This is a genomic window from Streptomyces sp. NPDC111507 (assembly GCF_055638955.1).
In genome coordinates this window covers 19,427-43,545 of record NZ_JBVKBU010000032.1, presented here as the reverse complement: position 1 = coordinate 43,545, position 24,119 = coordinate 19,427, and the positions used below count along the sequence as shown (strand labels likewise).

The following is a 24,119-nucleotide window of genomic DNA, read 5'->3' as shown; positions in this document are numbered from 1 at the left end:
TCGCCGTCTTCACGCCACCGCTCCCGCCGCTGTAGCGATGACGGCCCATGCCTTGGTCGAATTGTGCTGTTGACCGCGCTGCCGCACTCGGCTGCAGCCGGCCCACGAAAGGATTCCTCCCATGATCCTCATCTATGCCTTCCGTGATGAACGCGGAGCCTGGCACGGCGATCCGGATGCCGTCATCCTCGAGACCGAACCCCGCAAAGGCACCCTGACCGTCCCGGCCGGCCCCGGGGAGGAGGCCGGCGTGTTTGCCGGCCAGAGGCTGACGGTTCTCTACGCGGACTGTGAACTGGAGGCCAGCCACAATGCCTACCGGCTCGACGGGGGAGAGCACTTACCGGCCTCCTGGCACGTCCACGAACTGCTGGCCCCCGCCTATCAGCCCGACAGCCCTGCAGCCAAGGCCCCGCCACCCGCCCGCGCGCCCCGCGGTACCGCTGCGCCCGGCGTCAAACTGGAAATCGGCGATGCACACCGCCGCTACTGCCTCAGCGCGGACCCCGTCGACGATGGCCGGGTGGAACTCACCGTCATCATCTGCTCGCCCGACGGGATCATCCACGGCGAACTCACCGGCGAAATCGACAGCGGTGACCTCGACAGTATCGCTCGCCTCATCACCTCCGCGGCGAGCGCCTGCCTCGTTCCCGTCCTGCCCGCCGCGCCGCCTTCTGCTCCGGCCGGCGTCAAAGCGGCCCGCCCCGGTGCTCCCTGGACGCACCAAGCCGAGCTGTACCTGCGCGAGGGCCATCATGCGGGAAAGAGCCCTGCCCAGCTGGCTCAGGAGCTGGGACGCAGCGAGAGCTCCATCCGCTGGAAGCTGTATGGCCTCAAACTCGTCCCCTACCCCTCGGACCTCGTGCCCGCCCAGAAGGCCGTGACGGCCCCCGAGCCGCCCAAGGCCTACACGGTGGAGGCGAAACGACAGGCCCATCCGCGCGCCTACGAACGCTGGACACCGGAAGAAGACGCCCGGCTGAGCGAGCTCCACGCCTGCAATACGCCGGTGAGCGACATGGCACGGGAACTGGGCCGCAATGAAGGAGCCATCACCTCACGGCTCGAACGCATCATCTCCCCGTTCTGAAACCGGCACCAGCCCTCCGTCAGTGGCTGCCTTCGGTAGCCACTGACGGCTGCTCAGGGAATCGAACCGGCCACCGGCCGCCGGGACGTCCGAGCCGAACGAGAAGGGACGCGCCGCACTCTGAAGGGTTAATACCAAGGCTAAATCGGCAGTTAAATCCTGCTAGGGTTGCGGACATGCCGACCGAGGAAGAACTGTTCGCGGCCGTGGACCAACTGTTGCAGGGCGAGACGCAGTTGCCGTCACCTACGGAGCGGGCCCGGCTGCGTGAGGCGGCCGGCGTGACGCAGGCCCGCCTCGCCCAGGCGCTGAAGTCGACAACACAGACGGTCAAGAACTGGGAGGCCGGACGAAGCGAGCCTCGCCCGCCCCGTCTCCAGGCATACCTGCGGCTGCTGGAGGGCTGGGCTGCGCAGCATCCCCCCTCCACGGCGGGCGAGCCGAACCCGGCCAGTATCACCGCGGCCGCGGCCCCACAGACATCCATCCCGACAGCTCCGTCCCCTGCGGACCGTACGGCCGCCGAGAGCCCCACCCCGCCCTCTCCGGCCCCGAACCAGGCCCCAGCGGCAACCACCCCAACAGCAACCGCAGCCAGGAACACATCCCGCACATCGACCTCCCGGCGCCCGGCGACGGCGAGGGCCGCCGGGCCTGCCGCTGATCCGCGGTTTCCGAACGGGCCGCTGGCCGTACTGGACGGGGACGGTACGGCCTACTGCCTGGGCGGAGTACTGCTGGAATGCCCGGCGACGACAGTTCCGCAACTGGTCGACTGGGTGCTGGCGGAGGCCGGGATCGGCACGCCACGGCTGAACAAGAACGGCAAGGACTCCGACCCGCTGATCGTGCTGACCGAGGCAGCCGCCCTACGGTTGGGACTGCCCGCACGGCTGGAGGGCCCGGAGGCCCGCCGCAGCCTTCGGCTACCGCAGGACCACCCGGTCGTCAAGCAGATCACGAAGGCGAAGTGGCAGCTCACCCAGCGCGGCTTCGGCCCGTGGGCCCGCATCTACCGCCCCGCCAAGGGCAACCAGCGCCAATGCGTCCAGCTGGCGATCCTGCCCTGGGACGCCCTCGACACCCGCGCCTGGGGCGACGCGGCAGACCTGCATCCTGCCGACCTGGCCCGGGTGCTGGGCGTGTACGCCTCCCGGGTCATCACCCCGCGCGGCTCCACAGCCGTCTCCGGGCTGGAGCTGATGACCGCGACCCGGCCGCCGACCCGCGCGGTCAAGGACGACACGACGGGGGAGTGGGTGCCCGGGCCGAACCCAGGCGCGCTCACCGTGCCCGTCGACCCGGCGCCGCCAGAAGCCCCGCTCGAACACCCCGTCGCCCAGGGCTGGGAAGGCGGCTTCCTGGACGAAGAGGCCTACCAGTGGGTGCGCGACCCCGACCTGCTCACCGGCGACGAATGTACGCTGCGCTACGCGGTGGGCCTCGACATCAATACCGCGTTCCTCGCGGCCGCCGCCCGATTGACCGTCGGTTTGAGCGAGCCGGCCCACATCACCTCCCCGGCCTTCGACAAGAAGATCCCCGGCAGCTGGCTGGTGGACCTCTCCCACATCGAGCTGGACCCACGCCTGCCTTCACCGTTCACCCCCTCCGGGCAGCGCCCGGAGGGACCGGCCTGGTACGCCACCCCAACCGTGGCGTATGCCGCCGAACTCGGCTACGAGGTACGGCCGATCGAGGCATACCTGCGTCGTGAGACCGGTGCATACCTGGACCCCTGGCACGACCGCCTCAAGGACGCGTACGTGACGACGACCGCCGACATGGGCATCCCCGTCGACAAAGACGCCGACGAGACCGCGTTCCTCACCGCGATGGCCCTGCACAAGGCCTACCGCGCCGCCAACGACAACAACCTCGCGGCGCTGCGCACCGTACTGCGCGAACTCGCCGCGGACCGCACCGACTTCCTGCATCTGGCCGACCAGAGGGACGAAAACCTGCAGGCGGCCATCCGCCGGCACCGGCAGGGCGCGATGGTGCTCTCGGCCATCAAGTCGACCATCAAGGGCGGTATCGGCAAGCTTCGCGAGCGCCCACAGGGACGCCACTACACCGACGGCGAGCGCTGGCCCGCGCTGGAGCGCCCGACCTGGCGCCCCGATGTCCGGGCCGCGGTCATCGCCAAGGCGCGGGTGAACATGCACCGCAAGATGGCCAAACTCACGGCCCTGACGGGCCGTTACCCTCTCGGAGTGCTGTCCGACTGCGTCGTCTACGCCAGCGAGGGGCCCTCGCCGCTGGACTTCCTCCCGCACACCAAAGACGGCAAGCCGGTGCTCGGCACGTTCCGCCTCGGTGCCACCCCGGGCCTGGCCAAGGTGGAAGGCGTCCAGGAGATGGTGTGGGCGGTCGACCTGATGGAACAGGGCTACAACCCCGCCCGCCACATCAAGGGCGGCGACGCCGTCATGGACGAAGGGGAGTAGAGCCGTGGTGCGACGGATGCGAACGAGCAACGCCGGTGCCGATGACGCCCTGGTCAACGACGCCATCGAACGCGCCAGCCAGGAAACCTTCACCCGCGAGCCTCCCAAGACCCTCCAGGCGCGCATCAACTTCCTGATGGGGAAGCTGAAGACGGCCAAGGCGGTCGCCCAGGAGATCGGCGTCACCGCGGACTCCGTGAACCGCTACCGACGAGGCGCCCGCAAGAATCCGCCCGACGAGATCGCCGCGCGGATCGACGTAGCGGTCCGCGCCCGCTGGCAGCCCCAGGTCCGCAAGCGGAACCGTAAAAAGGCCGCCACCACGACAGGGATCACTGTGGAGACCCGCGCCCGGTTCGGCTATACCGCACCCATCGGCACGACCGACGACGGCCGTCAGCGCCGCATCACCGTCCACCTCCCGGCCGACTACGCCCGGCGGCTCTTCGACGCCCAGCAGGGCATCGGCGACCAGACACCCAATGAAGTCATCGCCGAAGGACTTCAGGAAACGTATTTCAAAGACCGCGGAAGGCGCGCCGACAACCTCGAAGTCGAGTTCACGGACATCGACTACATCGACTTCTCGTTCTAAACAGCTTCGTCCGCACCCTGCCCACCGACGCCCTGTTGAGCCGATGCACGATAGTTGTCACATCGGCAGGCTTGTTGTCACCAACGCCGCTGTGGACCGTTGTCGATGCGACTTTTCGAGATAGCTGACTCTTGATCGGGCCACGCGATAACGGGCCGTTGAGCGCATCAGTTGGCCCCTGAGCGCTGTTCAGAGCTGGCAGGGCCAGCACAGTCGGCAGGCGAAGCCGCCGCCCGCGACGCTGCCCAGCCTTGTCACTAGACTCCGACGCCATGACGACCGCCCCGCTCGTTTCGCCGATCCCTGTTGCGCCTGCAGGCTTGAGCGACAGGGCCAAGAGGTTCGTCGAGGTAGACGGCATCAGCGTTCCTCGGCAGGAGATACGACGTCACCGCGACGCGTGGGTCGGGCATGGGATACCGGCCGCAGAGATCGATCGTGCTGCGGCCTTTCAGGACCGCTGGGGCGGCCTTGCCCTACCACCTGCGCCCTTCTACGAGGGCGGACCACGCATCCTGGCCGCCGACTGTCCGGAGGGCTCCGCCGACGAAGGCTGGTCATTTCCCGCGGGGAGTTGCCGGGTGTCTATGGCCTACGGATTCATGATCGGCCCCGACGGCGCGTTGGGGATCGACGCTTACCGCTGGACGCCACTGCATGCCAGCACAGACGGATGGGTGGAGTCCTTGGCGCTCGCCGCTCATGCCGGTCGCTGGGCCAAGACCGTCACAAGGATCAGGGGCAGGGCCGTCGAGTCACTGGACCTCGGCGGCTATGAGCCGGTGCCCGAAGTGCAGGGTTTGACCGACACCTGGTGGCGGGGCAAAGACTCGCTCATCGCCCTGTACCGAGGCGAGGCCCTGGGCCTTGATGCCCCGCAATGCCTTGAAGCTCACATCTACGGCGGCCTCGACGAGTGGGGTCTTCACGGCGGCTGAGTCGCGAGCGCCGGATCTGAGCACTCACTTGGCCAGAAGGGCCAACTGTCGCGCTGCGTCACACCTGTGACTGAGCGCTCTACCTGGCGCGTGGGCGGTTGACTTGGCGGACTGAGCGCTCCAGTTTCGGACCGGTCAGCGGTATGGCTTCTGACCTGCAGGGTCTTCGCGGAAACCGGTACGGGGTAGCGCGTACGACGGGGCTGGTACCGCGCCTCTGGCCCGGCACACGTTGCGGGGCCGGCTTGGCTGCAGGCCGGACAAGATCCGAGCAGACCCAGCCGACCAGTTCGGCAGGGAGACTGTCCTCATGCAGATCCCTGCCGAAGCCGTGGCCGCCACCGTGATGATCGAGGTCGTACGGATCTCCGCCCTCCCGATCAAACGGGGCGCCCCATACCCCGGCAGGGCGGTCGCCTACTGGGCCGGGAACGAAGCAGCCAACGCCCTGACCCTGATCGGGACACTGCCCAGCGGCGAACAGCACCGCTGTGGCTTCTCGCCGGGCTGGAGCATTCGCGCGTATGAGGACTCCCTCGATCTGGCCCTCTTCGAGGCGGCGTTCTGTTTCAGCTGCCACGAGATCCGGATGCACGGAACAGCCGTCCCGCCCTCGCTGGCCACGCAGTTCTTCGACGCAGACACTCCGCCGTCTCAGGCCCTCCTGGCTCTCTTCCGCGCGGCGACGCCTTGACCCGCTGGGCAGGAACTGCGGTCGTGGCAGTTGCACACCCGCTCGGACCTGTCCTTCACCGCTCTCGCCCGATGGATCAATCCCGTCGTGGCGGGGTGGCTCAACCACTACGGCCGGTTCCGGCCGTGGGAACTGCATCGCTTCGTGATGCGCATCAACGCCTACCTGGTGCGCTGGATCCGCCAGAAGTGCAAACGGCTCGCACCCAAGCGGAAGGCCCACGCGAAACTTGTGGAGATCGCCCGGCGATACCCCCGCATGTTCGCAGACCGGCGTCTGACCACGGATGCGGTGTCGGCCTGATGATCAGGACGACAAGAGCCGTGTAACGGGTGACTGTTACGCACGGTTCTGTGAGAGCCGAGGGGGAAACTCCCCTCGGCTACTCGGCCGGTGAACTGGTCCCTGTCGTAAGCGAACTGGGCCGATTCGCTCGATGTCTCGAGCGGAGTGGTTCGGCGAGTTGTCGGTGGGGGCTGGCGAAGGCGCGGCCGCGGGCGGCCAGGAAGCCGTCCGGCGGACCTGTTGATGGCGTCGGTGGAGGTTGTCAGCTCTTGTTCAGTGACCGGGTCACGCCCGCGACGACTGCCGTCGTCAGCAGCCAACCCGCCGCGATCAGCGCGTAGGACAGCGATTGCGCGATGCCGCCTTCCGGCCAGTACCAGGCGGTGCGCTGGCCGAGGCCGCCGATGGGGATCAGCAGGTCGAGGGTGTAGACGAGGGCGCTGAACGGCGGGCCTTGGCCGGGCTGGGTCTGTTTCGGCGACTGGCCGCCGAAGACAACTGTGCCGAGGACGGTCAGAGCCATGATCCACACTCCGGCCAGCCAGGGGCGGTAGCCGTACCCGACCAGGGCGTCGAGCAGGTGGCCCCACACCCGCCCGGCCGGATGCAGGGTGCTGCGGCGGTGACGCTGCTTGGCCAGCAGCACTCTGCGGGCGTCGTCCTCATGGCCGACCTGCCGGTACCAGCTCGCCAGCTGTTCGTACGGCTGTGGGGCGTAGCCGGGCTCGCGCCGGATCCACTCCACGCGGCGTGTTGCGTCGTACCCTCGTAGACCGTCCCTGGCTTGGAGGGAGGCGTAGCTGAGCCCTTGTAGCCGTACGATGCGCGGCCAGACGCCCTCGCCGTCGTGAAGGGCTGTGACCTTGGCACCCCGGAGGTCCACAGAGCCGGAGGGTGGTGCGGAGGGTGTGAAGTGCATATCGCCTGCCTGCATCCGCGAGCAGTCCAGGGCCACGTCCTCGCCGTTCAGGATGGCACCGTCAAAGGTGAGCTGATCCGATATCTGCGCCCCGCGCAGGCATACGGCCCCCTGCGCGGTGAACCCCTGGGAGAAGACCAGCGTCGAGGCCACGGCGTTGTCCGCGACGAGCGCCGGACCATCAGGGTTGTCCAGTCGGGCTCCCTCCATGAACAGGCCGCCCGGCAGGTGTGCTCCCAGCAGCCGTATCCCGCCGTGCGCGGTGAATCCTCTGCGGCAGAACACCCCGCCTTCCATGACAAGGCCGCCGGCGAACAACGCCCATTGGTCCGAGGCCGACAGTATCGTCTCGCTCAGTTTCAACTCGCCTGCGATCCGAGCTCTCATGAGCGAAACCGTGCCGTGGAGAACCGATCGCTGCAGATTGAGGGTGCCCTCTATCCGGGCCAACGTGGCGTCCATGCCGGGCGCCCGGCTGCCGATGATCCCAATCGTCCGGGTGGCCGCTCCATAGAGGCTCGGCCCCTCCTCGAACCAGCAGTCCTCAAACCACAACACGTGGTCGGTCTCCGCCCCAGCGAGATCGAGATGACCGGTGATCCGCGCGCCAGCCACCCGCAAAGCGGTGACCGCCCCCGGTGGCGCCGCGTTTGCTCCGCGCGCCAAAGCTGTCACGACGGCCGCCCGAAGCGTGCGTTCGGGCCCCCAGTCCGCCCCTCCGGCCGGATCGTCTGCGCTCGGCGTGCCCGCGCGCAGGTCCACCTGGCGACCTTCGGGGAAGGCGTTCCACAACTCGCGTTCGGACGGGGTCAGTTCTTCGTACGGCAGCATCGATACAGCGTAGACAGCACAGTCCCGGATGGCGTCGCCGTGACTACGTCAGCTGAGACACTCCCCGATCCAGCATCTCAACTCATCTGGTCGCCACACGTAGCCGACACAGCCGCGAACCAGATCCTTCGAGACGGGACATATGTCTACCGGTGCCGGGACTGGCTCCGTGGGACTCGCTGGCCGGGGTCGTGGACGGGGCGCCATACGGGTGCGGAGGGGCCGTGCTGGAGGAGGTCGGCCAGCGGGGCCGCGAGGACGGGGACCTCGTGCAGGAAGCGGGATGCCGTCAGGTGCCGAGCTGCGGCGTGCAGGGCGGTGATGCGGGTCTCCACACCGGTGGGGCCGGTGCCGTCCAGGACGAACAGGACGCGGGGGAAGAGCGGGTAGCGCCGCCTCCACTCCTCCAGCGCCGGTTCCTGGAGCCGTGGTCGGCGCTGAGATCGATCTCGACGGTGTGGACCTGGTGTCCGGGGATGTCGGAGCGGTTCCGGGGCAACGGGCGTGCGTCGCCCGTTCCTCTGGTTCCGGGGGTTCTCCTGGCTGCGCCGACAGATGGCTCAGTACGCGATGACGACGTTCAGGGCATTGTTGACGTCGCTGGCAGTCTCGATGGCCTTGACGATGTCGGCCTGCCGGAATTCGTGGGTGATGATCGACTCGATGTCGAACGCCCCGGATTCCATGATCTCCATGACGGTGGGAACGGCTTTGGCAAGGTCGACCGCGCCGCGCGGATCACCGGTCGAGTAGTGCTGGATCGCCCAGAAGGCGAGGGTGTTCGCTCCGACCACGGGATCGTCGGCGCTGGCTGCGGCCCGCAGCGCGGTGGCGTAGTGGCGTTCGGCGGCGGCAGCCTTCCCGCTGCCGTAGGCCGTCCAGCCGACGGTTATCTAGAGCTGACAGGGAACTTAGCAGGTGAGAGCGCTGTATGAGTGGCAGGCAGGTAAGTCACGTCTTGCTGATGTGGCCCCAGCGAACGCTGGAAGGGGGCAGCCAGTTGGCTGCCCCCTTCAACGCGCTAGCTGGTGATGTGTGCCTTCTGGGTCACACGGTCAGTTGATCGAGGATGTCGGCCACCTCCGCCGGTTTGAGAAGAAACCCGACATGGCTGGTGGCGAGGGTGTGCACGTCGTACGGATTGTCGGGCGTCAAGGCGTCGGCTTCGGCAATCAGGCGGTCCTGCATGGCTGCGGGAAGCGTCCGGTCGTCGGCGAGGCGGATGTAGGTGCGGGGGATTGTGCCCCAGGTGTCGGCGTGGCCGCGTGCGTCGGACATCATCACCGCCAGGGACTCGTCCGGCTGCAGGATGTTGAGGAAGGCCCGGAACTGATCGTCAGTGCCGTCCGCCATGATCGCCGCCTTGGCGGCGGCGAACAGACTTGGGTCGGCGGTGCGGTAGTTGGCCCGGCCGACGCCGAGTTCTGCGGGGTTGCCGACGTTCAGCGCGGCCAGTGGGGCGAGCAGATTGTCGCCGAACTCGGGCTCCTGCATGTACTCGACGGGGTTCGATCGTTGCACGCACGACCATGCCGAGATGTAGACGATTCGGTTCACCAGGTCAGGGATCGTGTTGCCCACCCCCGTGATGGTGGTTCCGCCGAGGCTGGCGCCCACGAGGACCACCGGCCCGTGCTCAGCCACCCGTCGGACGACGTCGACGACCATGTCGACGTTGTCCTGCAGGGTGACCCCGGCCAGTGTCGACGGCTCGGCCGCCCACGCGTCGAGGTCCTGGGGAGCCTGGTAGGCGGCCGGGTACTGCGCGTCGAAGCCGTGCCCCGGCAGATCGACGGCGAAGCTGCGATGGCCGAGCAGCGCCAGCTCGCGCTGGACAGGAGCCCACATCAGCGAACTGGAGCAAGAGCCGTGCACGAGTACGAACGTCGTATTCGCGTCGCGGGCCCGCCGCGGACGGGAGGCGTTGCTGGAGACAGATGTCATACGGGTCAGTCCTATGTCCGGTGGGCGGCGCGGCAGGCATGGCTGATGGACCCGATGCCGGCGCGGTGAGCCGCCGAAGTGAAGGAGAAGCGGACGCACCTGTCACCAGGCGCATCGCGGTTCAGTGGCCGGGCGCACGCAGCCGGTGGCAGCGGTCAACCACCGCGTGGCGGCCAGGGGCGGCACGCGACGTGGATGCGTTCACCGGCAATGGTGCGCGTCGACGGTCAGGGCCGAGCGATACCCGCAGGGCAGTGCCGTGAGACCGCGGTGGTCTCCTGCGGGTTCCTCGACTGGCGCCGGTCGCAGGGCGACTGCGGCGGCAGACGTCTTAGGCGGTCCGACGGCGGACGAACATGTAGGACATGCCAAGAGGCTACCTGATCACGGGTGACGGCTGAGGTTGATTCGTGTCCCAGCGAGGTGGACTGACCTCCCTCAGACCAGGGGGCCGCCGCGCGGTGCCGCCGTCAGTGCGGCGGCGATGTCAGGTGGGGAACGTCGGCGGGGGAGAGGCCGGGGCGGGCGCGGTGCAGACGAGCAGGATGACGCCACCGGCCGGAGGCGTCGCGGGCGACGTCGACTCCGACCACCAGCTCGGGTTCCACCAGTGTGACGTTCGGCGTCTCCCGGCTGCCCCACCCTGCGGAAAAGGACCAGCCCGTCCAGGGGCGGCCGCGCCGGGCCGGAGTGAGCAGGCCGGCGAACGTGCTGCTGGCCGTCCGGGCGAGGTTGGTGGTGCGGCCGGTGTACTGAAGGCGCCCCTCGTCGTCGTACCTGCCGAGCAGCAGACGGCGGGGAGCGGCCACCAGGCCGGTGACCGCACCGACGACCGTCTCGGCCGTCTCGCGCACCTTGCACTTCAACCAGCCCCTGACAGACGGCTCGTAGGTGCCGTCCAGCCGCTTGTAGACCACGCCCTCCTTCCCGACCGACGCCCACGTCAGCCACTCACGCACGGTGTCCGGATCGGTGGTCGACGGGCACAGCACCCACGGGGCGGATAGCCGACGGGCGGCGAACACGGACTCGAGCGCGGCCCTGCGCCGCCGATACGGCCATCCGGTCGTGTCGGTCCCGGACAGCCGCAGCAGATCGAACGCCACGAAGTGGGCCGGCCACTCGCCCGCCGCCCGGGCCGCCCCGCCGCCGCGCCGCTGAAGCCGGTTCTGCAGCCGCTCGAAGGCGAGCCGTCCCGCGGCATCCCACACGACCAACTCGCCGTCCAGCGCGGTCGCGTCCGGCAGCTGCACGGCCCCGGCCCCAATCTCCGGAAACGCCGGAAGCATCTCGGTGCCGCGCCTCGAACGCCGCACCACCCGACCCGCGTCCACACAGAGCAGGGCCCTGAACCCGTCCTTCTCCAGACTTCGACGTGTCTCATGGGACACGTGGCCACTCTCGCATCGCCTGCCCGCGGCTGGACGGGACGGGGATCAGCGCGGCCGGACGGCCGACGGCGTGGTGGCCGTGCTCGCGGGCCGGGGCGTCCGCGAGCACGGCCCCGTGGTTCTCGGCTCTAGCTGGGCGAGGCCGCGGCCGCATTTCTCTGTGCGGCGATGGCCTGGCCCAGCTTCAGCAAGGGCCCTTCGGCCGGAGGCGGGGCCTTGCGGCTGCTGATGGACGGTGGTGGGTTTCCGCCGGTCGACGGGGGCGGGATCGGCACATGGACGCAGGAGGATTTGCCGGACTCCAGTGAGCCGTTGAACGCGGTGATGCAGAATTCGAAGTTCCAGTTGCCCGGGAACAGGAAGGCGATCTGGTGCTCGGGACTGTCCGTGGTGTAAGGGCCCTGAGTGTTCGAGCCTTCGGGTGCGTTGACGTTGCGTACCCACACCCGGTATCCGGCCGCCTCCGGGGACCCCTTCCAGTTCAGCTGGACGGTGGTGGCGTCGACGGACCTGACCGTGACGTCCGTCGGGACCGATGGTGTCCCCGCGCCGATGGTCACCGACCGGGCCACGCCAGGCATGCCGCCGCCAGCCTTGTTCCAGGTCGCGACCGCGACGAGGTAGTGGTGGCCAGGCACGAGGCCGTCGATGCGCGCCTGGTTGTTCGTGACCGCCGTACTGTTGATGTACGCGCCCGGCACGTCCTTGTCCCAGGTGATGACCTCGTAGCGGTCGATGCTGTCCGTGTGCGAGCCCGTCGGCGTGTCCCAGTACACGTCCATGCCCGTCGAGTTCGGCGAGGTCGTGATGTTCGGCGGCGGGGGCGCGGTCTCGGGATGCGCGGTCGCGGTGGTCAACATCCATGCCGACGCACCGTCGGTGTAGTTGTAGGTGCGGACCTGGTATTCCCAGGTCCAGCCGTCCTCGGTCCAGGTGGTGTCGAACCGGTTGGACGGCACGACCACCTCGTTCCAGTCTGCTGCGCCGACGCGCCGGTAGCGGACGGTGTATCCGCGGGCGCCGAACACCGGGTTCCAGGTCACCTTGATGCCGCTGGGGACGGACTCCGCCTTGAGGCCCGACACCGGGGAGATCGGGCGGTCGGGAAACGTGGCGATGCTGTCCGGGACCGACTGCCCGATCCCGAACTCCCGGTTGAGGGTGCGGGCATAGGCGTAGGCAATCTGGTACTCGCCTACGAGGTTGGGGTGCAGGCCGTCGTAGCCGGCGGAACACTTGGTCGGTTCGCAGGCGTATCCCGCTGCCCAGTCAACGAGTTTCACCGGGGAGGCGGAGGTGCTCCAGGCCGGGATGGCGTCCTTGAGGAGGGCGTTGTACTGGTTGGTCTTGTCGACCAGATCCTGCCGTCCGTCGATGAACAGGCGCTGCGGGACGTTCGCCACGGCCATCTTGACGTCCGGTTTCGCCGCCCGGGCCCGGTCGACCAGGGCTTTCACACTGTCCAGCGTGCCGTGCGCGTCGCTCACGAGCCAGCCCATGTCGTTGAACCCGATCCCGAAGAGGATCAGGTCGGGCTTGTACTGCGCGACCATCGGCCCGATCAGCTCCTTGTCCTGAGCGGCCTGGCGGCCCCACACGGCAAAGTGATCACTGTCGAAGCCGGGCGCGATGCCCTGGTTGTAGGCACCGGAGACGGGCGGGTTTGCCACCGAGGGGTTCTCGGGCGGTTCGTTCTGGAGCCGGGGCGGAGCGGGTGGGCCGGTCGGGTCGGGCTGCTTGGTGCCGCGGTAGGGGCCGACGAAGTCGACGGGCACGTGCTGGTCCTGGAACCACTGCCACAGCCGGTACCGCCAGGTCCAGTCACCCTCCATCCCCTCGCTCATGGAGTCCCCGACCACCATCACCTTCAGCGGCGGGTTCGTGGTCGGGTTTCCGCCCGAGGACGCGTCGTCGTCGACGCCGCTGGCATCGACGACCAGGTCGGCGGGGTTCACCACGACCTCGTCCGGAGCGACGACGGCTCCGGACTGCCACAGGCTGCTGAGCTGGGCCACATAGGCTTTGGCCATGGCCTGGTAGCCGTTGTCGTTGGGCACGCCGTCGGCGTCCTGAGTGGTGTCGACGAAGCTGGTGTCGTGGGGGAAGTCGATGGGGACCTGGCGAACTCGTAGGCCCGCGCTTCGCGCGTCGGTGATGGCCGCGCTCGACTGCGCGAGGTAGGAGGAGTCCCCGTTGTACATCTTGTCCCGGATGGCAGGCGACTTGGACGGGGCCGGATCGCCGACCAGTACCATCGTGTTGGGCAGGACGTAGTGGATCTGTTCGATCAGCAAGCGCAGTTGGTGCGCTTCCTGCGTTGCCGTCAAAGTGCTGTCGTTTGTGAGGTCGTTGGCGACGTCGAGCTGGAGCAGCACGACGTTGGGTTTGTAGGTGCGCAGGTCACCGACGAGATGCTGACGCAGCTGGTCGATGTTCTGTCCGGGGAACGCCTCCTCCTGGTTGTCGCCGTCGGAGATGTCCCCTCTGCTGACGGCGCCCACATAATCGAAACCGGGTGTGCCCGCGTCGGACGCACTTGCCCGCGTGACCCCTCTCGGCAGCCGATAACACGTCCCCTGTGCCACGTACAGGTTGCAACGCACCGGCTCGCGCATGCCCCCGTGAATCGCGTTGGGCCCGTCGACCGCATTGCCGCCTACCGGCATTGAGGCGTACGGCGGCTGCTGGTTGCCTGCCGGCGTGGGGGTCGGGCGGATCCAGACCGGCTGGTGATCGGAGCCGCCGTTGTTGGTTTCCGGGGTGGCTGTGAACGCGTCCGGATCCACGTCAGACGTGGTGACGGCGTAATCCAGTTCCCGCCCGCTTCGGTGAGTGGGCTGGCCGCTGGCCAGGACGTGGAGATTCGCACCTGGCGGCCTGATGATGCGAGGCCAGTCGGCGTGCTGTTGCAGACCGGGTTCCGCTCCTATCGTCGTGGGACGCCTGTTGAAATCCGCGCCCACCGTCCAGTCACGGCGTTGCACGGATGTGCCGTCGCGTTGGGCGGCTGCCTGGGCGTTGGCCAGAACGGCCGAACCGATACTGTTCAGCATGGGGACTCCGTCAGGACCGCCGCTGCGGGACAGCGCGTGGAAACTGAAGTACCAGTCGTTCCCCAACCGGATGCCGATGGCGGGTCGACCGGCTCCGCTGCTGTGGTTGTTCTCCACCACCATGGCCTCGTCGACCTCAGTCTGCGACATCACAATGGTGTTCACCCGGCCACCTGGCGTGGTCGGATCATTGGTCTGCAAGAAGACCATGTAATAGGTCCGCGTCACGGACATGCGCCATCTGACATAGGTGACCAGGGAGTTGCCCTCGGTCCCGGGAGGGTTGTCCAACCCCGTGCTGGTGGGCACACCGGGGCCCACCTCCTGAAGCATGACGACCGGGGGGAAGCGGGCGTTCTCGATAATCTTCGCAATGTAGTCCGACCAGAGACTCTGGCCGGAGCTGGTCGCTCCCTGCATGTTCCAGGTGAGGAACGGTGTTCGGTCCGGGGGAGCTGCCTGGGCCGGGCCGGCGGCCAGGACCGCGAACGGCACCACCAGCAGCGCGCACAACAACACCTGGACCGTGGCGAGGGCAACGGACCTGACGCGCGGCCCGCCGCCCCGCGCCCAGTCGGACCGTCGCGCCCTCGACCGTCTGCCACCCAGGCCCGGGGGACGGGGAGCAGTATGTATGACCATCAGCTACTTTCGCCTTCCATCTGACTTGATCACGTCAAATGAGAACGTATCCCACACCCGCCGAACCACCGTCCATCAAGACTGCTTCAAGCCACCGGGCCCGACCCGAGTCATCGCTCAAACCATGCCAACTCTCGCCCAAGGCGCCTGAACCAGCGGCAGCAGCAGGTGAGACATGTTGGAGTGGCCGGAGAACCGTCCAGTTTCACCTCGTAGCTCCAGTCCGTGCCGGTGGGGAGTGCCAGTACGGACCGGGCGAGGGCGACGGAGGCCGGCCAGTCCACCCGTCCAGCCTGCGGCGGCCGTGGCCGCGGCGCCCGTCGGTGTCGTCGGGAAGCGTGCCGTGGCGGGGGCCCATCCGCTGGTTGTAGGGTCTCGCGCTTCGCTGCCTACACCAAGGCTGTGACCTGCGGCTTCTCGCGGTGCCTCACGCTGCTTCATCTGCGGTTGTTCGGCTCTCGGTGCATCCCCGCCAGGTTTGGCGACACGGGTGTGGTTCCACCCGTGCCGCGCGGCGCCTTCGTGATGTCAGGCGGCGCGCTTCACGTGGCGGACCAGCCACATCAGCAGGGCGTCCAGGTCGGCGGCGGCCGAGAGGACCCGGTCGACCGCCTCGGGGGTGTGCAGCCACTCCTCGCAGCCGAGGGGACGGGCGGCTATCAGCGAACGGTGGCGCAGCAGGTTCGTACGGGTGTGGTTCGCCGGATAGCCGCGTGGGGGGCGTTTCATCAGGTCCCCGGAGATGTCGTAGCCCCTGTTCCGCACGTCCTCGACGATGGCGGCCAGTTCGCGGCCGCTCCCCTCGGAGGCCACGGCTTTGCGGAACATGTCCACCTGGCCGGGATCGGGGTACCACCAGGCGCCCTGGACCCGCAGGCCGTCCAGGTCGAACCGGAGACCGATCTCGATCTTGCGGCCGAGCCGGATCACCGCGCTCTGGTGCTGCCACCACCAGGAGTCGGTGCGGTAGTGCCAGACGGAGAAGTCCTCGTATCGGGGGTCGGTGTCCGCGACCTCGTTGAGCAGGGCGATCATCGGCTGCCGGACCAGGCGTTCGCGGTCCGCGCGACAGCGCTCGCGGGTTGCGTGGGTCGGTTCGCCCTGGAGCTGCCACAACACGTCCATGGCCTGCTCCGGCCAGCCGGTGAACTGTCCGCGCATGCGGGCAGGTTAGCTCACCCATGGTCCGCGCGCGGAGAGTGAGACGGGTAGGGAGCCGTGACCCCGGACAAGGTGGGCGGTGCTGCCGCGGGGTTCGTCGGCCAGTCGAGAGTGCAGTCGATATGGAGCGGACGGTGAGATTGTGCAGCCGGACTTGAGATCCCACACTGGTGTAGGTTCTCAACTTCCGTGTCATGCAGCGACGCTGTGACCTGGACCTTCTCAGGCTGTCTCACGCCGTGGCACCTGTCCGCCGTCTCAGACTCGCGGCATTTCCTCGGGCGAGCCGTTGTGCCGTCTTCGACTTCTCAGACCTGGCTCGTCTCCGGTGCGGCGCCGGAGAATCTGTACCCGGTGAAGTCGGTGACGTGGACGTATCCCATGCGCTGATAGAGCGCGTTGCTGGTGGGGTTGGCCGGGTCCGCGAAGAGGACGACGTCCGTCGAGCCCATAGCCAGCGCGGCTCTGCTCACCTCGGCCGTCACGGCGCCCGCGTAGCCGCCGCGGCGGAAAAGGGCCGGAGCGTGGACGGGGTCCACCCGGACCATGCCGCCGACCATTGATGTTGAGCCCGCCAAGGCCGGCCTCGGCCTGCTGCTCCGTCCCCTGCTTCCGCTGGACGAGCGCCTGGGCCGGACCGATTGAGGGCCGCCACGCCGCCGTCCACCGTCCCGCGCGGACGTCATCCCACGCCTGGTCAGCCCAGGTCAGGACGTGGGGCGTCCCCAATACGCGTCCTTCCACCGGCCGCCACTATGAGCCGTGAGCACGGCCGTGGAGCATGAACCCAAACGACGTCCCGCGCAGGGACTCGATCCGAAGGGGGAAGCATGCGGAAGACGATCAGGCGATGTGCCGGCGCCGCCGGTGCACTCGGTCTCGCGGCCGCACTGATGGGTGCGGCGGCCCCGGCTCAAGCGGCGGTGGCGGTGCCTCAAACGGCCTTCCAGCCGATGACCTACCGCTCCACCACGCTGTGGCTGCCGGACGGCAAGCGCACGGCGACGGTCTGGAAGACCTGGTACCGCAACTCCGATGGCCGCTACCACGGTCACTACGGCTTCACCGCTGCCAGCCGCGGCGTGTCCGTCTACGTAGTCCTTTGGACCAGCGGCAAGACCAAGTACCTGCCGACCGAGGGCAAAACGTATTCCTACTCCGACCAGTCCACGGTCCAGCTCTTCGCCTGCGACAACTCCTATGCCAACGACGAGGACTGCACCGCCACCTGGTAGAGGACAAGGCTCCGCCGCCCGAAAGAGTGAACGCTTCGATCAGGGAGTCTCACAACGGTGGCATGAGTGCCACCGTTGTGCCATCGCGGCCGAGAGCGTGCCACGAAATCTGAGACCCTACAAGCGTGTAGGGTCTCGCCGTCGATGACATGTCGATCTTCTGTGACCTGCTGGTTCTCTGTTGTCTCACCGCGATGTCGCCCAGGATCAGTCTCAGATCGATGCCATTTCCTCGGCGGAACGATGAGTCTGCGGCTGAGCCGCCGGGCACGAGGACTGCATGCGAGCTCAGATCGCGCACCGATGAGTTTCCCGCGCCGCGCCGGTCTGTGCGCGTGAGACCGACTCACGGAAGGCTGGCGCCATGCGGAAACTGATCTACGGCATGAACCTGACCCTGGACGGCTACATCGCCGCGCCCGGCGACGACATCGGCTGGAGCGTGCCGAGCGACGAGCTGTTCCAGTTCTGGTCCGACCAGTTGCAGGCGACCGACCTGTCGCTGTACGGGGGCAAGCTGTGGCAGACGATGAGCTCCTACTGGCCGACCGGCGACCAGCAGCCCGACGCCACCCCGGCGCATATCGAGTTCGCGCGCCGCTGGCGGGACATGTCGAAGGTGGTGTTCTCCTCGACGGTCGACAAGGTCGACTGGAACACCCGCCTGGTCACCGGCGACGCGGTCGCCGAGATCGCCCGGCTCAAGGCCGAGGACGGCGGCCCGATGGACATCGGCGGCGCGACGCTCGCCGGGGCGGTCATGCGGGCCGGGCTGATTGACGAGTACGTGCTGGCCACCGCGCCGGTCCTGGTGGGCGGCGGCACGCCGTTCTTCACCGCGCTGGACAGCTGGGTGAACCTGAACCTGGTGGAGACGCGGACGCTTCCCTGCGGCGTGGTCCTGACCAGGTACGAGACGAGGCGCTGAGCGCCCGTCACGCGGCTCGACCGCCTGCCGGGGTCCACGCGAACGTGAACGCCACCACTGGGGTGGACAGCCGGCAGTGCGGCTTCACATCCACCACTACCGGACCCTGCTCAGTGGTCAAGAGGTAATCCGGGATGTGCTTGCGGGCCTGCCCCTCCACAACGGCCTTCAGCAGGAAAGGTTGGGCCACGATGCCGCGTACGGACGGATCGAAGTCGGCAAAGAGCAACCGCGACAGTTCCCAACGCGACGAGCACGCCGCACTGAAGGACGTCCTGGCCCGCTGTCCCGAACCGAATGCTGCCGCCGAGCACGTCCGGGACTTCGGCGAGATCCTCACCCACCGCCTCGGCTCCACGCTTCCCGCTTGGATCGAGGCCGTCGACGCCAGCCAACTGCCCGGCCTCACCAACTTCGCCCTCCACCTGCTCCGAGACCTCGATGCGGTGACCGCCGGCCTCACCCTGCACTGGAGCTCCGGCGGCACCGAAGGCGCTGTGAACCGCACCTCTCGGACCACGTCGATGCAGGACGCCTGCCCGACCAGCAAGAACGGAGACGATGAGATGCGGCACCTCACCCCGGCATTCGCCCTCGGGGCACTGCACCGCGGGAAGCAGATCGAGCAGTTCCTCGGTGGAATTGAACGCGACGGTCGGCGGGGCCTTCGCTGGATCGCTGTCAGTCCGGGCCGCGCGGGCGTCACCGTCTATCTGAGCGAAGTCGAAGACGTCGGCACCGACACCTTCCGCGACGTCACCGAGTTCCCACCTCTCGACCCGGAAGACGAAGGCTGGGGAAAGGAGATTGGCACCGTGGCGAGCCCCGAGGAAGCCCTCCGCCTGGCCGAGCGCGAGCTTGGCGCGGACCCCGCTCACTGGGTCAACCAGGGCATCGTCTGCGACGAGTATCACGACTTCCAGGCCGCAGACGGGATCGGACGCGCTGCGAACCCGTGATGTTTTGGCGCTGCCTGGCACGGGTTCGCCGGAACATGTGCGCTTTGGAAAACGATTCGTTGGAGGCGATGGCGACGCTGTTCTTCTCCTCGCGTTCGGTCAGGACCTGGAACAAGCAACTCGGCGCCGCGGCGGTCGAGTTCCATGTAGCCGAGTTCGTCGATCGCGAGGAGATCGACACGGCCGTAGCGAGCGATCGTCTTCGACAGTTGCTTCTCGTCAGCGGCCTCGACTAGTTCGTTGACGAGCTTGGTCGCCACGTAGCGGACCCTGAAGCCCTGCATGGCGGCCTCGGGGCCCAGGGCTATCAGCAGGTGGGACTTGCCGGTGCCGGAGTCGCCGATCAGGCAGAGCGGTTCGCCCTTCTTGACCCACTCGCAGGTCGCGAGCGTGTAGACGGTGGCGGGGCCGACGTTGGGGTTGGCGTCGAAGTCGAAGGCCTGCGCTTATCTGGGGTAACGATGTGGACGTCTTGCAAAGTCGCTGTTCACCACGCTGCAGACGCGTCGGGAAGGCGGCGGAGGTTCATCCCCTACCCAGGGTGCCTGCTCTTGGAGGTAAGCCGCTGTCTTGTTGGAGTGGTGCTTCCGTAGGATCACGTCATGACTGCCGATGCCCCGCTCACCCGAGAGTCGTTCCGGCGCCTCCATCCGATTAACATGCCCCGGCCGGTGTCTCAGTTGCCGGATCGAGTCTGGACTGACGAGGACTGGGACCGGATTCGGCGCGGATATCGAGCCCGGGACATGGATGAGAAGTGGAATGTCTTCGTTGAAGGCGATGTCCTTTTCATGCACCGGAGTTGGACCGGTCGCGGCGTCTACGAGGCGTCCTTTGCCCCTCTGACTGGTGGTGGGAGGAAGATCGCCTCTGCTGTTGTGGAGGCCGATCGCGAGCGCTATCGGAGTACGGGGGACGAGTACGACTGTCTGATGGTGGAGCTGATCATCAGCGCGATCGTCCTTGGCGAGCCCGCCGTCGAACTCCGGGCCTGTCTCGTGGAGTTGACTGCTCGGGCTTCGGGAAAGAGCGATCTTCCCTCGGGCGTGGTGGAGCACAGTGCTCTGGGATTGCGCTCTGGATCGTAAACCCTGAGAAGCTGTGTCGGAACCGACGATCTGTGACGTTCCGTGACTGATAGACCGGCGAGTGGTGCAGGGCGCCATGGGTCGCTATAGGGGCCAGAATTGGCCATGTTGGCTCGGAACCTGGTGATGTTGGCGGTGTGAGGTGGACTTTGGGCGCATCGCCGGGCCGGGGTTCCGCAGCCGACGCAGGACGCCGACGCTTCGGCCCGCGCCGGGTGGTGCGCCATGGCCCCAATGGTGGAGATGGTTGGGAAGGTCACGCGGAGCCGTTACGACGAGCTGGTGGCCGAGTCTCTGAACATGGTGGAGGAAGACGCCCGCTGCCAGTTCGGGCTCGGGGACGCGGCTCTGGAGCTGGAGCCGCTTCGCGGGCACGGCGGTCACCTGCCGCTCGACGAGGGTGACCAGGGTGTGGAGGAGTCGCTGCGTCTGTTCGCCGAGGAGATCGGGCTGTCCTTCTATACGGTCCGGACGCACCGGTGGGTGGCCGCGCAGTGGCCCGCCGAGCACCGGCAGACGGGGGTCTCCTGGGAGGTCCATCGGATCCTGGCCTCCGTACCGGACCGGTTCGAGCTGATCGGGAACCCGCCGTTGAGCGAGCGCACCGGCCGGCGCCGGTGGAGTGCGGAGGTGGCGAAGAAGTTAGTGGGCTGGAAGACCGAGGAGGTCCTGGTCTCGGTCACCGTGCAGGAGAAGGGAGGCGATCCGTGAACTGGCGCGTGATGACGAGGCGGTGGCGGCACAGGTGGCCACCGACTTCCTGCGCCGGCCGGAGGTGGCGTTCAAGGCCATGCGCGATGCCGAGGCCCGGGAGAACGTGAACGAGGCCCAGTTCGAGCAGGCCGAACTCGAAGACGAAGAGTTCGAGGAGGACTACGACAACACCTTCGGCGCTGGCGAGGACGGTGAACGGTTTGACGACCCGGCCCGCATTGTCCACAGCTGGCGGAAGTCGATGGAGTTCTCCGACCTGATCGCCGTCTGCCAGGGGTTCATCGCCGGGGCCGCCCGGCTGGTCCCGAAGCTGCGAGGGCACGAGTTCACCGACACCCAGACGAAGGTGTTGGAAAACCACTTGGAGAAGATCCGCGCGACTGCCGACTGGATCGAGACCGCGGCCGCGACCGGGCGGGTCGATCTCGACGAACAGCTCGCCCAGCTTCTGCGGGGCCAGTAGCCATGGGGGCGGGGCTGCCCGCCCACGTCCACGGCCAGGCGGTACGCAAGGCTCTGCAGGAGGCGCGGCCGGCGGGGCTGACGCTTCCCCAGTTGTGCCGGGCGACCAAGCGCACCCCATCGCAGGTCTGGGCGGGTTTGAGGTTCCTGCGGAAGGTCGCGGTCAAGGAAGGACTCCCGCCGGTGACCTACAGCAGACGGGACGGCTTTCAGATGTCCGAGGAGAGCGAGGTCTGGATCTCCTACGAGCGCGCGATCTTCCAGGCCGAACTGCACCGGGTCACCAACTTCATCACCGGCATCATCGCCCCGCACGCCAGGAAGGCCTCCGACGACGAATGGATCCGCCTGGTCCTGGACCAGCTCGGCGGCGTCAAGGCCACCCTGGAAGTTTTCACCCGCATGGAACGCTGATGACCAGCATCAACGAGACCCGGCCGCCGACCGTGCGCAAGCGGAGCTACCCCAGTGACACCACTGACGCCGAATGGGCCATCCTCGAACCGCTCGTGCCCGTCCCGGCCTGCGAGCTGCCCACCGGAGGCCGTCCGGAGAAGCATCCGCGCCGCAACGTCGTCGATGCCATTCGCTACGTCAACGACAACGGGATCAAGTGGAGGGCCATTCCGGTCGATTTCGGGATCCCTTGGCGCACGGTCTACGGATTTTTTCAAAGGTGGCGTGCGAGTGGGGACCTGGCCCGCATCTTTGCAGAGCTGCACCAGATGGTCCGTGTTCACGACGGCCTCAATCCCCGCACCGTCGCGGTGATCCTGGATTCCCAGTCCGTCAAGGGTGCCGAAACAGTCGGCCAGGACACTCGCGGATTCGATGGTGGGAAGTTGATCAACGGGAGGAAGCGACACCTGGCCGTGGACATGCGCGGCGTGGCTCTGGCCGTGATGGTCACCGAGGCTTCGCCGCACGACAGTATCCCCGCCCGCGACCAGCTGTTCCGCCTGCGTCTGACCCATCCCGAACTCGCCGTCGCCTGGGCGGACTCCGCCTATGGCGGAACCCTTGTCGAATGGTCCCACACCTTCCTCGGCATCACCCTCAAGACGGTGCCCCGCCGCAAAGACCAGGACGGATTCGCCGTCCTCGCCAAGCGGTGGCGAGTCGAGCGGGCCATCTCGTGGATCATGAGGGCCAGGAGCAACGTGCGCGACTACGAGCGGCTCATCTCCCACAGCGAGGCCCGCATCACCTGGACGTTCATTACCCTCATGGTCCGCCGTCTCACCCGACCTCCCCGGCCACCGCGCACCACCCCACACCCAGTCGAACCGGTGGAAACGGCTGGCAAGCCCAAGCCCATACGCCTCCGATTGCAGCAGCCACAGACGATCCGACTGGCCTCCACCGTCTTGCGCTGATCTCGGGCAGCCCGCCCCGTGGCGCCGCCGCAGCAGCGGGTGGTGGGGTTCCCCATCCTTCTCTGTTGGAAGCGGCGGGTGCCCACGACGTTTACCCATGCCGCTCGCTCTGGCACCGCCGCGACTTCAGCGGGAGGGCGCATTGAGGTGCGAGCCCAGACGCATCCCACTGTCCAACACAGAACGTCACAGATCACCGGATCTGAATCAGCTTCTTGTTCATCGTGTCGAGTGTCGGCCAAGGAGGACCGTTGTGCAGCGCGCGCAGTAATCCTTCTCCGAATAGCCTCCCATTCGGAAACTCGTCGCCAAGCTCCCAACGCCACGCTGCGACCATCGCGAGGACGAGCTGTCGGCACTCGTCCAGCAGCCCTTGGTCGATGTTCGGGTAGCGCTCGCAGACCGCCTCGGGAACATGGGCGAGGTCGAACTCGACGGGTCCGCGGCAGCACGTCTCAAGGTCGATGAACAACGGGCCGTTCTTCGTGCTGAGTACATTGCCTGGATGCGGCTCGCCGTGGAGCAGCTGCTCCACGGCGCCGCGCTCCTCGATCGCTCGTCGCAGGCTTGCCAGTCTGCCGCTGAGGAAGACGCGGTCTGCGTCGGCGAGCTCCGGCGAGCGATCCGGGTCGGCAACGACTTCTTCCGCCTCCGTGATCCGGTCCGTGAACCTCGGGCTCGGCACATCGACCTTGCGCATGCCGACGTGCAGCAGTTCCAGCGCCTTGGCGTAGTCGACTGGTGAGACGTGAGGTGCCACGGGCTCGTAGTAGGTCCACAGCGTCACCGTGAAGCCATCGCGCGTGTACACACGCGGGTCCGCCCGAGGCTCCAAGGGACACACCGGGCATCCGACCTCGGCGAGCCGCTGAGCGAGCTCGACTTCGAACTGTGCAACCTCTTGTCCCACACGGGCGACCCGGGCAAAGACGTCGCATGGCGTCAGCCGCAGTGCCAGCTTGTTCGAGTTGTGGAGCACAATTGCGCCGCTGACTGGCAGGCCGAGTGATGCGGCGACCGAAGTCGTAGCCGCGATCGCACGCGTAACGTCGGACATCTCCATTCTCAAATCTTGGTACACCGGCCGCCGGTAGTCTCCTCGATTTCTGCGTCAGGCGGGAGTCGGTTTGTGCGAATATGCGATCGAAGATGCGATTCGGGTGCGTTCGTGATGCGGTCACTGTGACCGTTCGGCGAACGATTTTTTCCGTGCCCGCCAGGCCCTCATGACACATCGCCGCGAGCAATAAACGGCCTTCAAACGCCGATCCACCCCCGGCCATCCAAGTGGCCCCGCACTCGGGGCACTTGGCCCGGCCAGCGCCCCACAACTCCGCAGCCACCCGCTTGCGCAACCGGCT

Annotated in this window: 20 protein-coding genes and 3 pseudogenes; 13 read left to right on the top strand and 10 right to left on the bottom strand. The window is 67.5% G+C overall.

Annotation, left to right across the window (positions count from 1 at the left end; genetic code table 11):
- The first annotated feature begins 121 nt into the window (after positions 1-121).
- The 6 genes from ACZ7M2_RS50865 to ACZ7M2_RS50840 all read left to right on the top strand — a co-directional run bounded on the left by ACZ7M2_RS50865 (position 122) and on the right by ACZ7M2_RS50840 (position 6,073).
- Positions 122-1,093 (top strand): hypothetical protein, encoded by a 972-nt coding sequence (locus ACZ7M2_RS50865; RefSeq protein ID WP_471601113.1) that lies wholly within the window; start codon positions 122-124, stop codon positions 1,091-1,093.
- Positions 1,094-1,269: 176 nt separating this feature from the next.
- On the top strand, positions 1,270-3,543 hold the full coding sequence (gene tap, locus ACZ7M2_RS50860; RefSeq protein WP_471601112.1) for a telomere-associated protein Tap: 2,274 nt from the start codon (positions 1,270-1,272) through the stop codon (positions 3,541-3,543).
- A 16-nt stretch (positions 3,544-3,559) separates the two neighbouring features.
- On the top strand, positions 3,560-4,138 hold the full coding sequence (gene tpg / locus ACZ7M2_RS50855; RefSeq protein WP_471601111.1) for a telomere-protecting terminal protein Tpg: 579 nt from the start codon (positions 3,560-3,562) through the stop codon (positions 4,136-4,138).
- Between the two features lie 272 nt (positions 4,139-4,410).
- Positions 4,411-5,076 (top strand): hypothetical protein, encoded by a 666-nt coding sequence (locus ACZ7M2_RS50850; protein WP_471601110.1) that lies wholly within the window; start codon positions 4,411-4,413, stop codon positions 5,074-5,076.
- 310 nt (positions 5,077-5,386) lie between these two features.
- Positions 5,387-5,770, top strand: coding sequence for a hypothetical protein (locus ACZ7M2_RS50845; protein ID WP_471601109.1), 384 nt, complete (start codon positions 5,387-5,389; stop codon positions 5,768-5,770).
- 15 nt (positions 5,771-5,785) lie between these two features.
- Positions 5,786-6,073, top strand: coding sequence for a group II intron maturase-specific domain-containing protein (locus ACZ7M2_RS50840; RefSeq protein WP_471601123.1), 288 nt, complete (start codon positions 5,786-5,788; stop codon positions 6,071-6,073).
- Between the two features lie 244 nt (positions 6,074-6,317).
- Here ACZ7M2_RS50840 and ACZ7M2_RS50835 read toward each other — a convergent pair whose 3' ends face one another.
- The 8 genes and pseudogenes from ACZ7M2_RS50835 to ACZ7M2_RS50800 all read right to left on the bottom strand — a co-directional run.
- Positions 6,318-7,805 carry an oxidoreductase gene (locus tag ACZ7M2_RS50835; RefSeq protein ID WP_471601108.1) on the bottom strand — a complete coding sequence of 496 codons (1,488 nt, stop codon included), beginning with the start codon at positions 7,803-7,805 and terminating at the stop codon, positions 6,318-6,320.
- A 146-nt stretch (positions 7,806-7,951) separates the two neighbouring features.
- The gene (locus ACZ7M2_RS50830; RefSeq protein WP_471601107.1) at positions 7,952-8,140 is read right to left on the bottom strand and encodes a hypothetical protein; all 189 of its coding nucleotides are present in this window, start codon (positions 8,138-8,140) and stop codon (positions 7,952-7,954) included.
- Positions 8,141-8,365: 225 nt separating this feature from the next.
- Complete coding sequence (locus tag ACZ7M2_RS50825; protein ID WP_471601106.1) at positions 8,366-8,599, bottom strand: hypothetical protein; 234 nt, start codon at positions 8,597-8,599, stop codon at positions 8,366-8,368.
- Positions 8,600-8,852: 253 nt separating this feature from the next.
- The gene (locus ACZ7M2_RS50820) at positions 8,853-9,749 is read right to left on the bottom strand and encodes an alpha/beta hydrolase (protein ID WP_471601105.1); all 897 of its coding nucleotides are present in this window, start codon (positions 9,747-9,749) and stop codon (positions 8,853-8,855) included.
- Between the two features lie 470 nt (positions 9,750-10,219).
- Positions 10,220-11,140 carry an ATP-dependent DNA ligase gene (locus ACZ7M2_RS50815; RefSeq protein WP_471601104.1) on the bottom strand — a complete coding sequence of 307 codons (921 nt, stop codon included), beginning with the start codon at positions 11,138-11,140 and terminating at the stop codon, positions 10,220-10,222.
- A gap of 128 nt (positions 11,141-11,268) precedes the next feature.
- On the bottom strand, positions 11,269-14,709 hold the full coding sequence (locus ACZ7M2_RS50810) for a GDSL-type esterase/lipase family protein (RefSeq protein ID WP_471601103.1): 3,441 nt from the start codon (positions 14,707-14,709) through the stop codon (positions 11,269-11,271).
- Between the two features lie 654 nt (positions 14,710-15,363).
- Complete coding sequence (locus ACZ7M2_RS50805; RefSeq protein ID WP_471601102.1) at positions 15,364-15,996, bottom strand: DUF2461 family protein; 633 nt, start codon at positions 15,994-15,996, stop codon at positions 15,364-15,366.
- A gap of 308 nt (positions 15,997-16,304) precedes the next feature.
- Positions 16,305-16,577 (bottom strand): annotated as a pseudogene (locus ACZ7M2_RS50800) (GNAT family N-acetyltransferase); the annotation flags it as partial.
- Positions 16,578-16,826: 249 nt separating this feature from the next.
- Between ACZ7M2_RS50800 and ACZ7M2_RS50795 the strand changes: the two are divergent.
- From ACZ7M2_RS50795 to ACZ7M2_RS50785, 3 genes are all read left to right on the top strand, one after another.
- Positions 16,827-17,231 carry a hypothetical protein gene (locus tag ACZ7M2_RS50795; RefSeq protein WP_471601101.1) on the top strand — a complete coding sequence of 135 codons (405 nt, stop codon included), beginning with the start codon at positions 16,827-16,829 and terminating at the stop codon, positions 17,229-17,231.
- A gap of 364 nt (positions 17,232-17,595) precedes the next feature.
- Positions 17,596-18,159, top strand: coding sequence for a dihydrofolate reductase family protein (locus tag ACZ7M2_RS50790; protein ID WP_471601100.1), 564 nt, complete (start codon positions 17,596-17,598; stop codon positions 18,157-18,159).
- Positions 18,160-18,350: 191 nt separating this feature from the next.
- Complete coding sequence (locus ACZ7M2_RS50785; RefSeq protein WP_471601099.1) at positions 18,351-19,118, top strand: hypothetical protein; 768 nt, start codon at positions 18,351-18,353, stop codon at positions 19,116-19,118.
- Between the two features lie 49 nt (positions 19,119-19,167).
- Here the strand turns inward: ACZ7M2_RS50785 and ACZ7M2_RS50780 are convergent.
- Positions 19,168-19,555 (bottom strand): annotated as a pseudogene (locus ACZ7M2_RS50780) (ATP-binding protein); the annotation flags it as partial.
- A gap of 165 nt (positions 19,556-19,720) precedes the next feature.
- Between ACZ7M2_RS50780 and ACZ7M2_RS50775 the strand changes: the two are divergent.
- From ACZ7M2_RS50775 to ACZ7M2_RS50760, 4 genes and pseudogenes are all read left to right on the top strand, one after another.
- Entirely contained in the window at positions 19,721-20,206 is a 486-nt protein-coding gene (locus ACZ7M2_RS50775; RefSeq protein WP_471601098.1) for a hypothetical protein, read from the top strand.
- Positions 20,207-20,431: 225 nt separating this feature from the next.
- Positions 20,432-21,383: pseudogene (locus tag ACZ7M2_RS50770) on the top strand (DUF6192 family protein).
- A 2-nt stretch (positions 21,384-21,385) separates the two neighbouring features.
- Positions 21,386-21,796: a hypothetical protein gene (locus ACZ7M2_RS50765; protein ID WP_471601097.1), complete on the top strand. Its 411-nt coding sequence runs from the start codon at positions 21,386-21,388 to the stop codon at positions 21,794-21,796.
- Between the two features lie 32 nt (positions 21,797-21,828).
- A complete protein-coding gene (locus tag ACZ7M2_RS50760) occupies positions 21,829-22,758 on the top strand; it encodes an IS5 family transposase (RefSeq protein WP_471601122.1) in 930 nt (309 codons plus the stop codon).
- A gap of 193 nt (positions 22,759-22,951) precedes the next feature.
- Here the strand turns inward: ACZ7M2_RS50760 and ACZ7M2_RS50755 are convergent, their stop codons facing one another.
- Entirely contained in the window at positions 22,952-23,821 is an 870-nt protein-coding gene (locus ACZ7M2_RS50755) for a phosphotransferase (RefSeq protein WP_471601096.1), read from the bottom strand.
- Positions 23,822-24,119 lie beyond the last annotated feature (298 nt).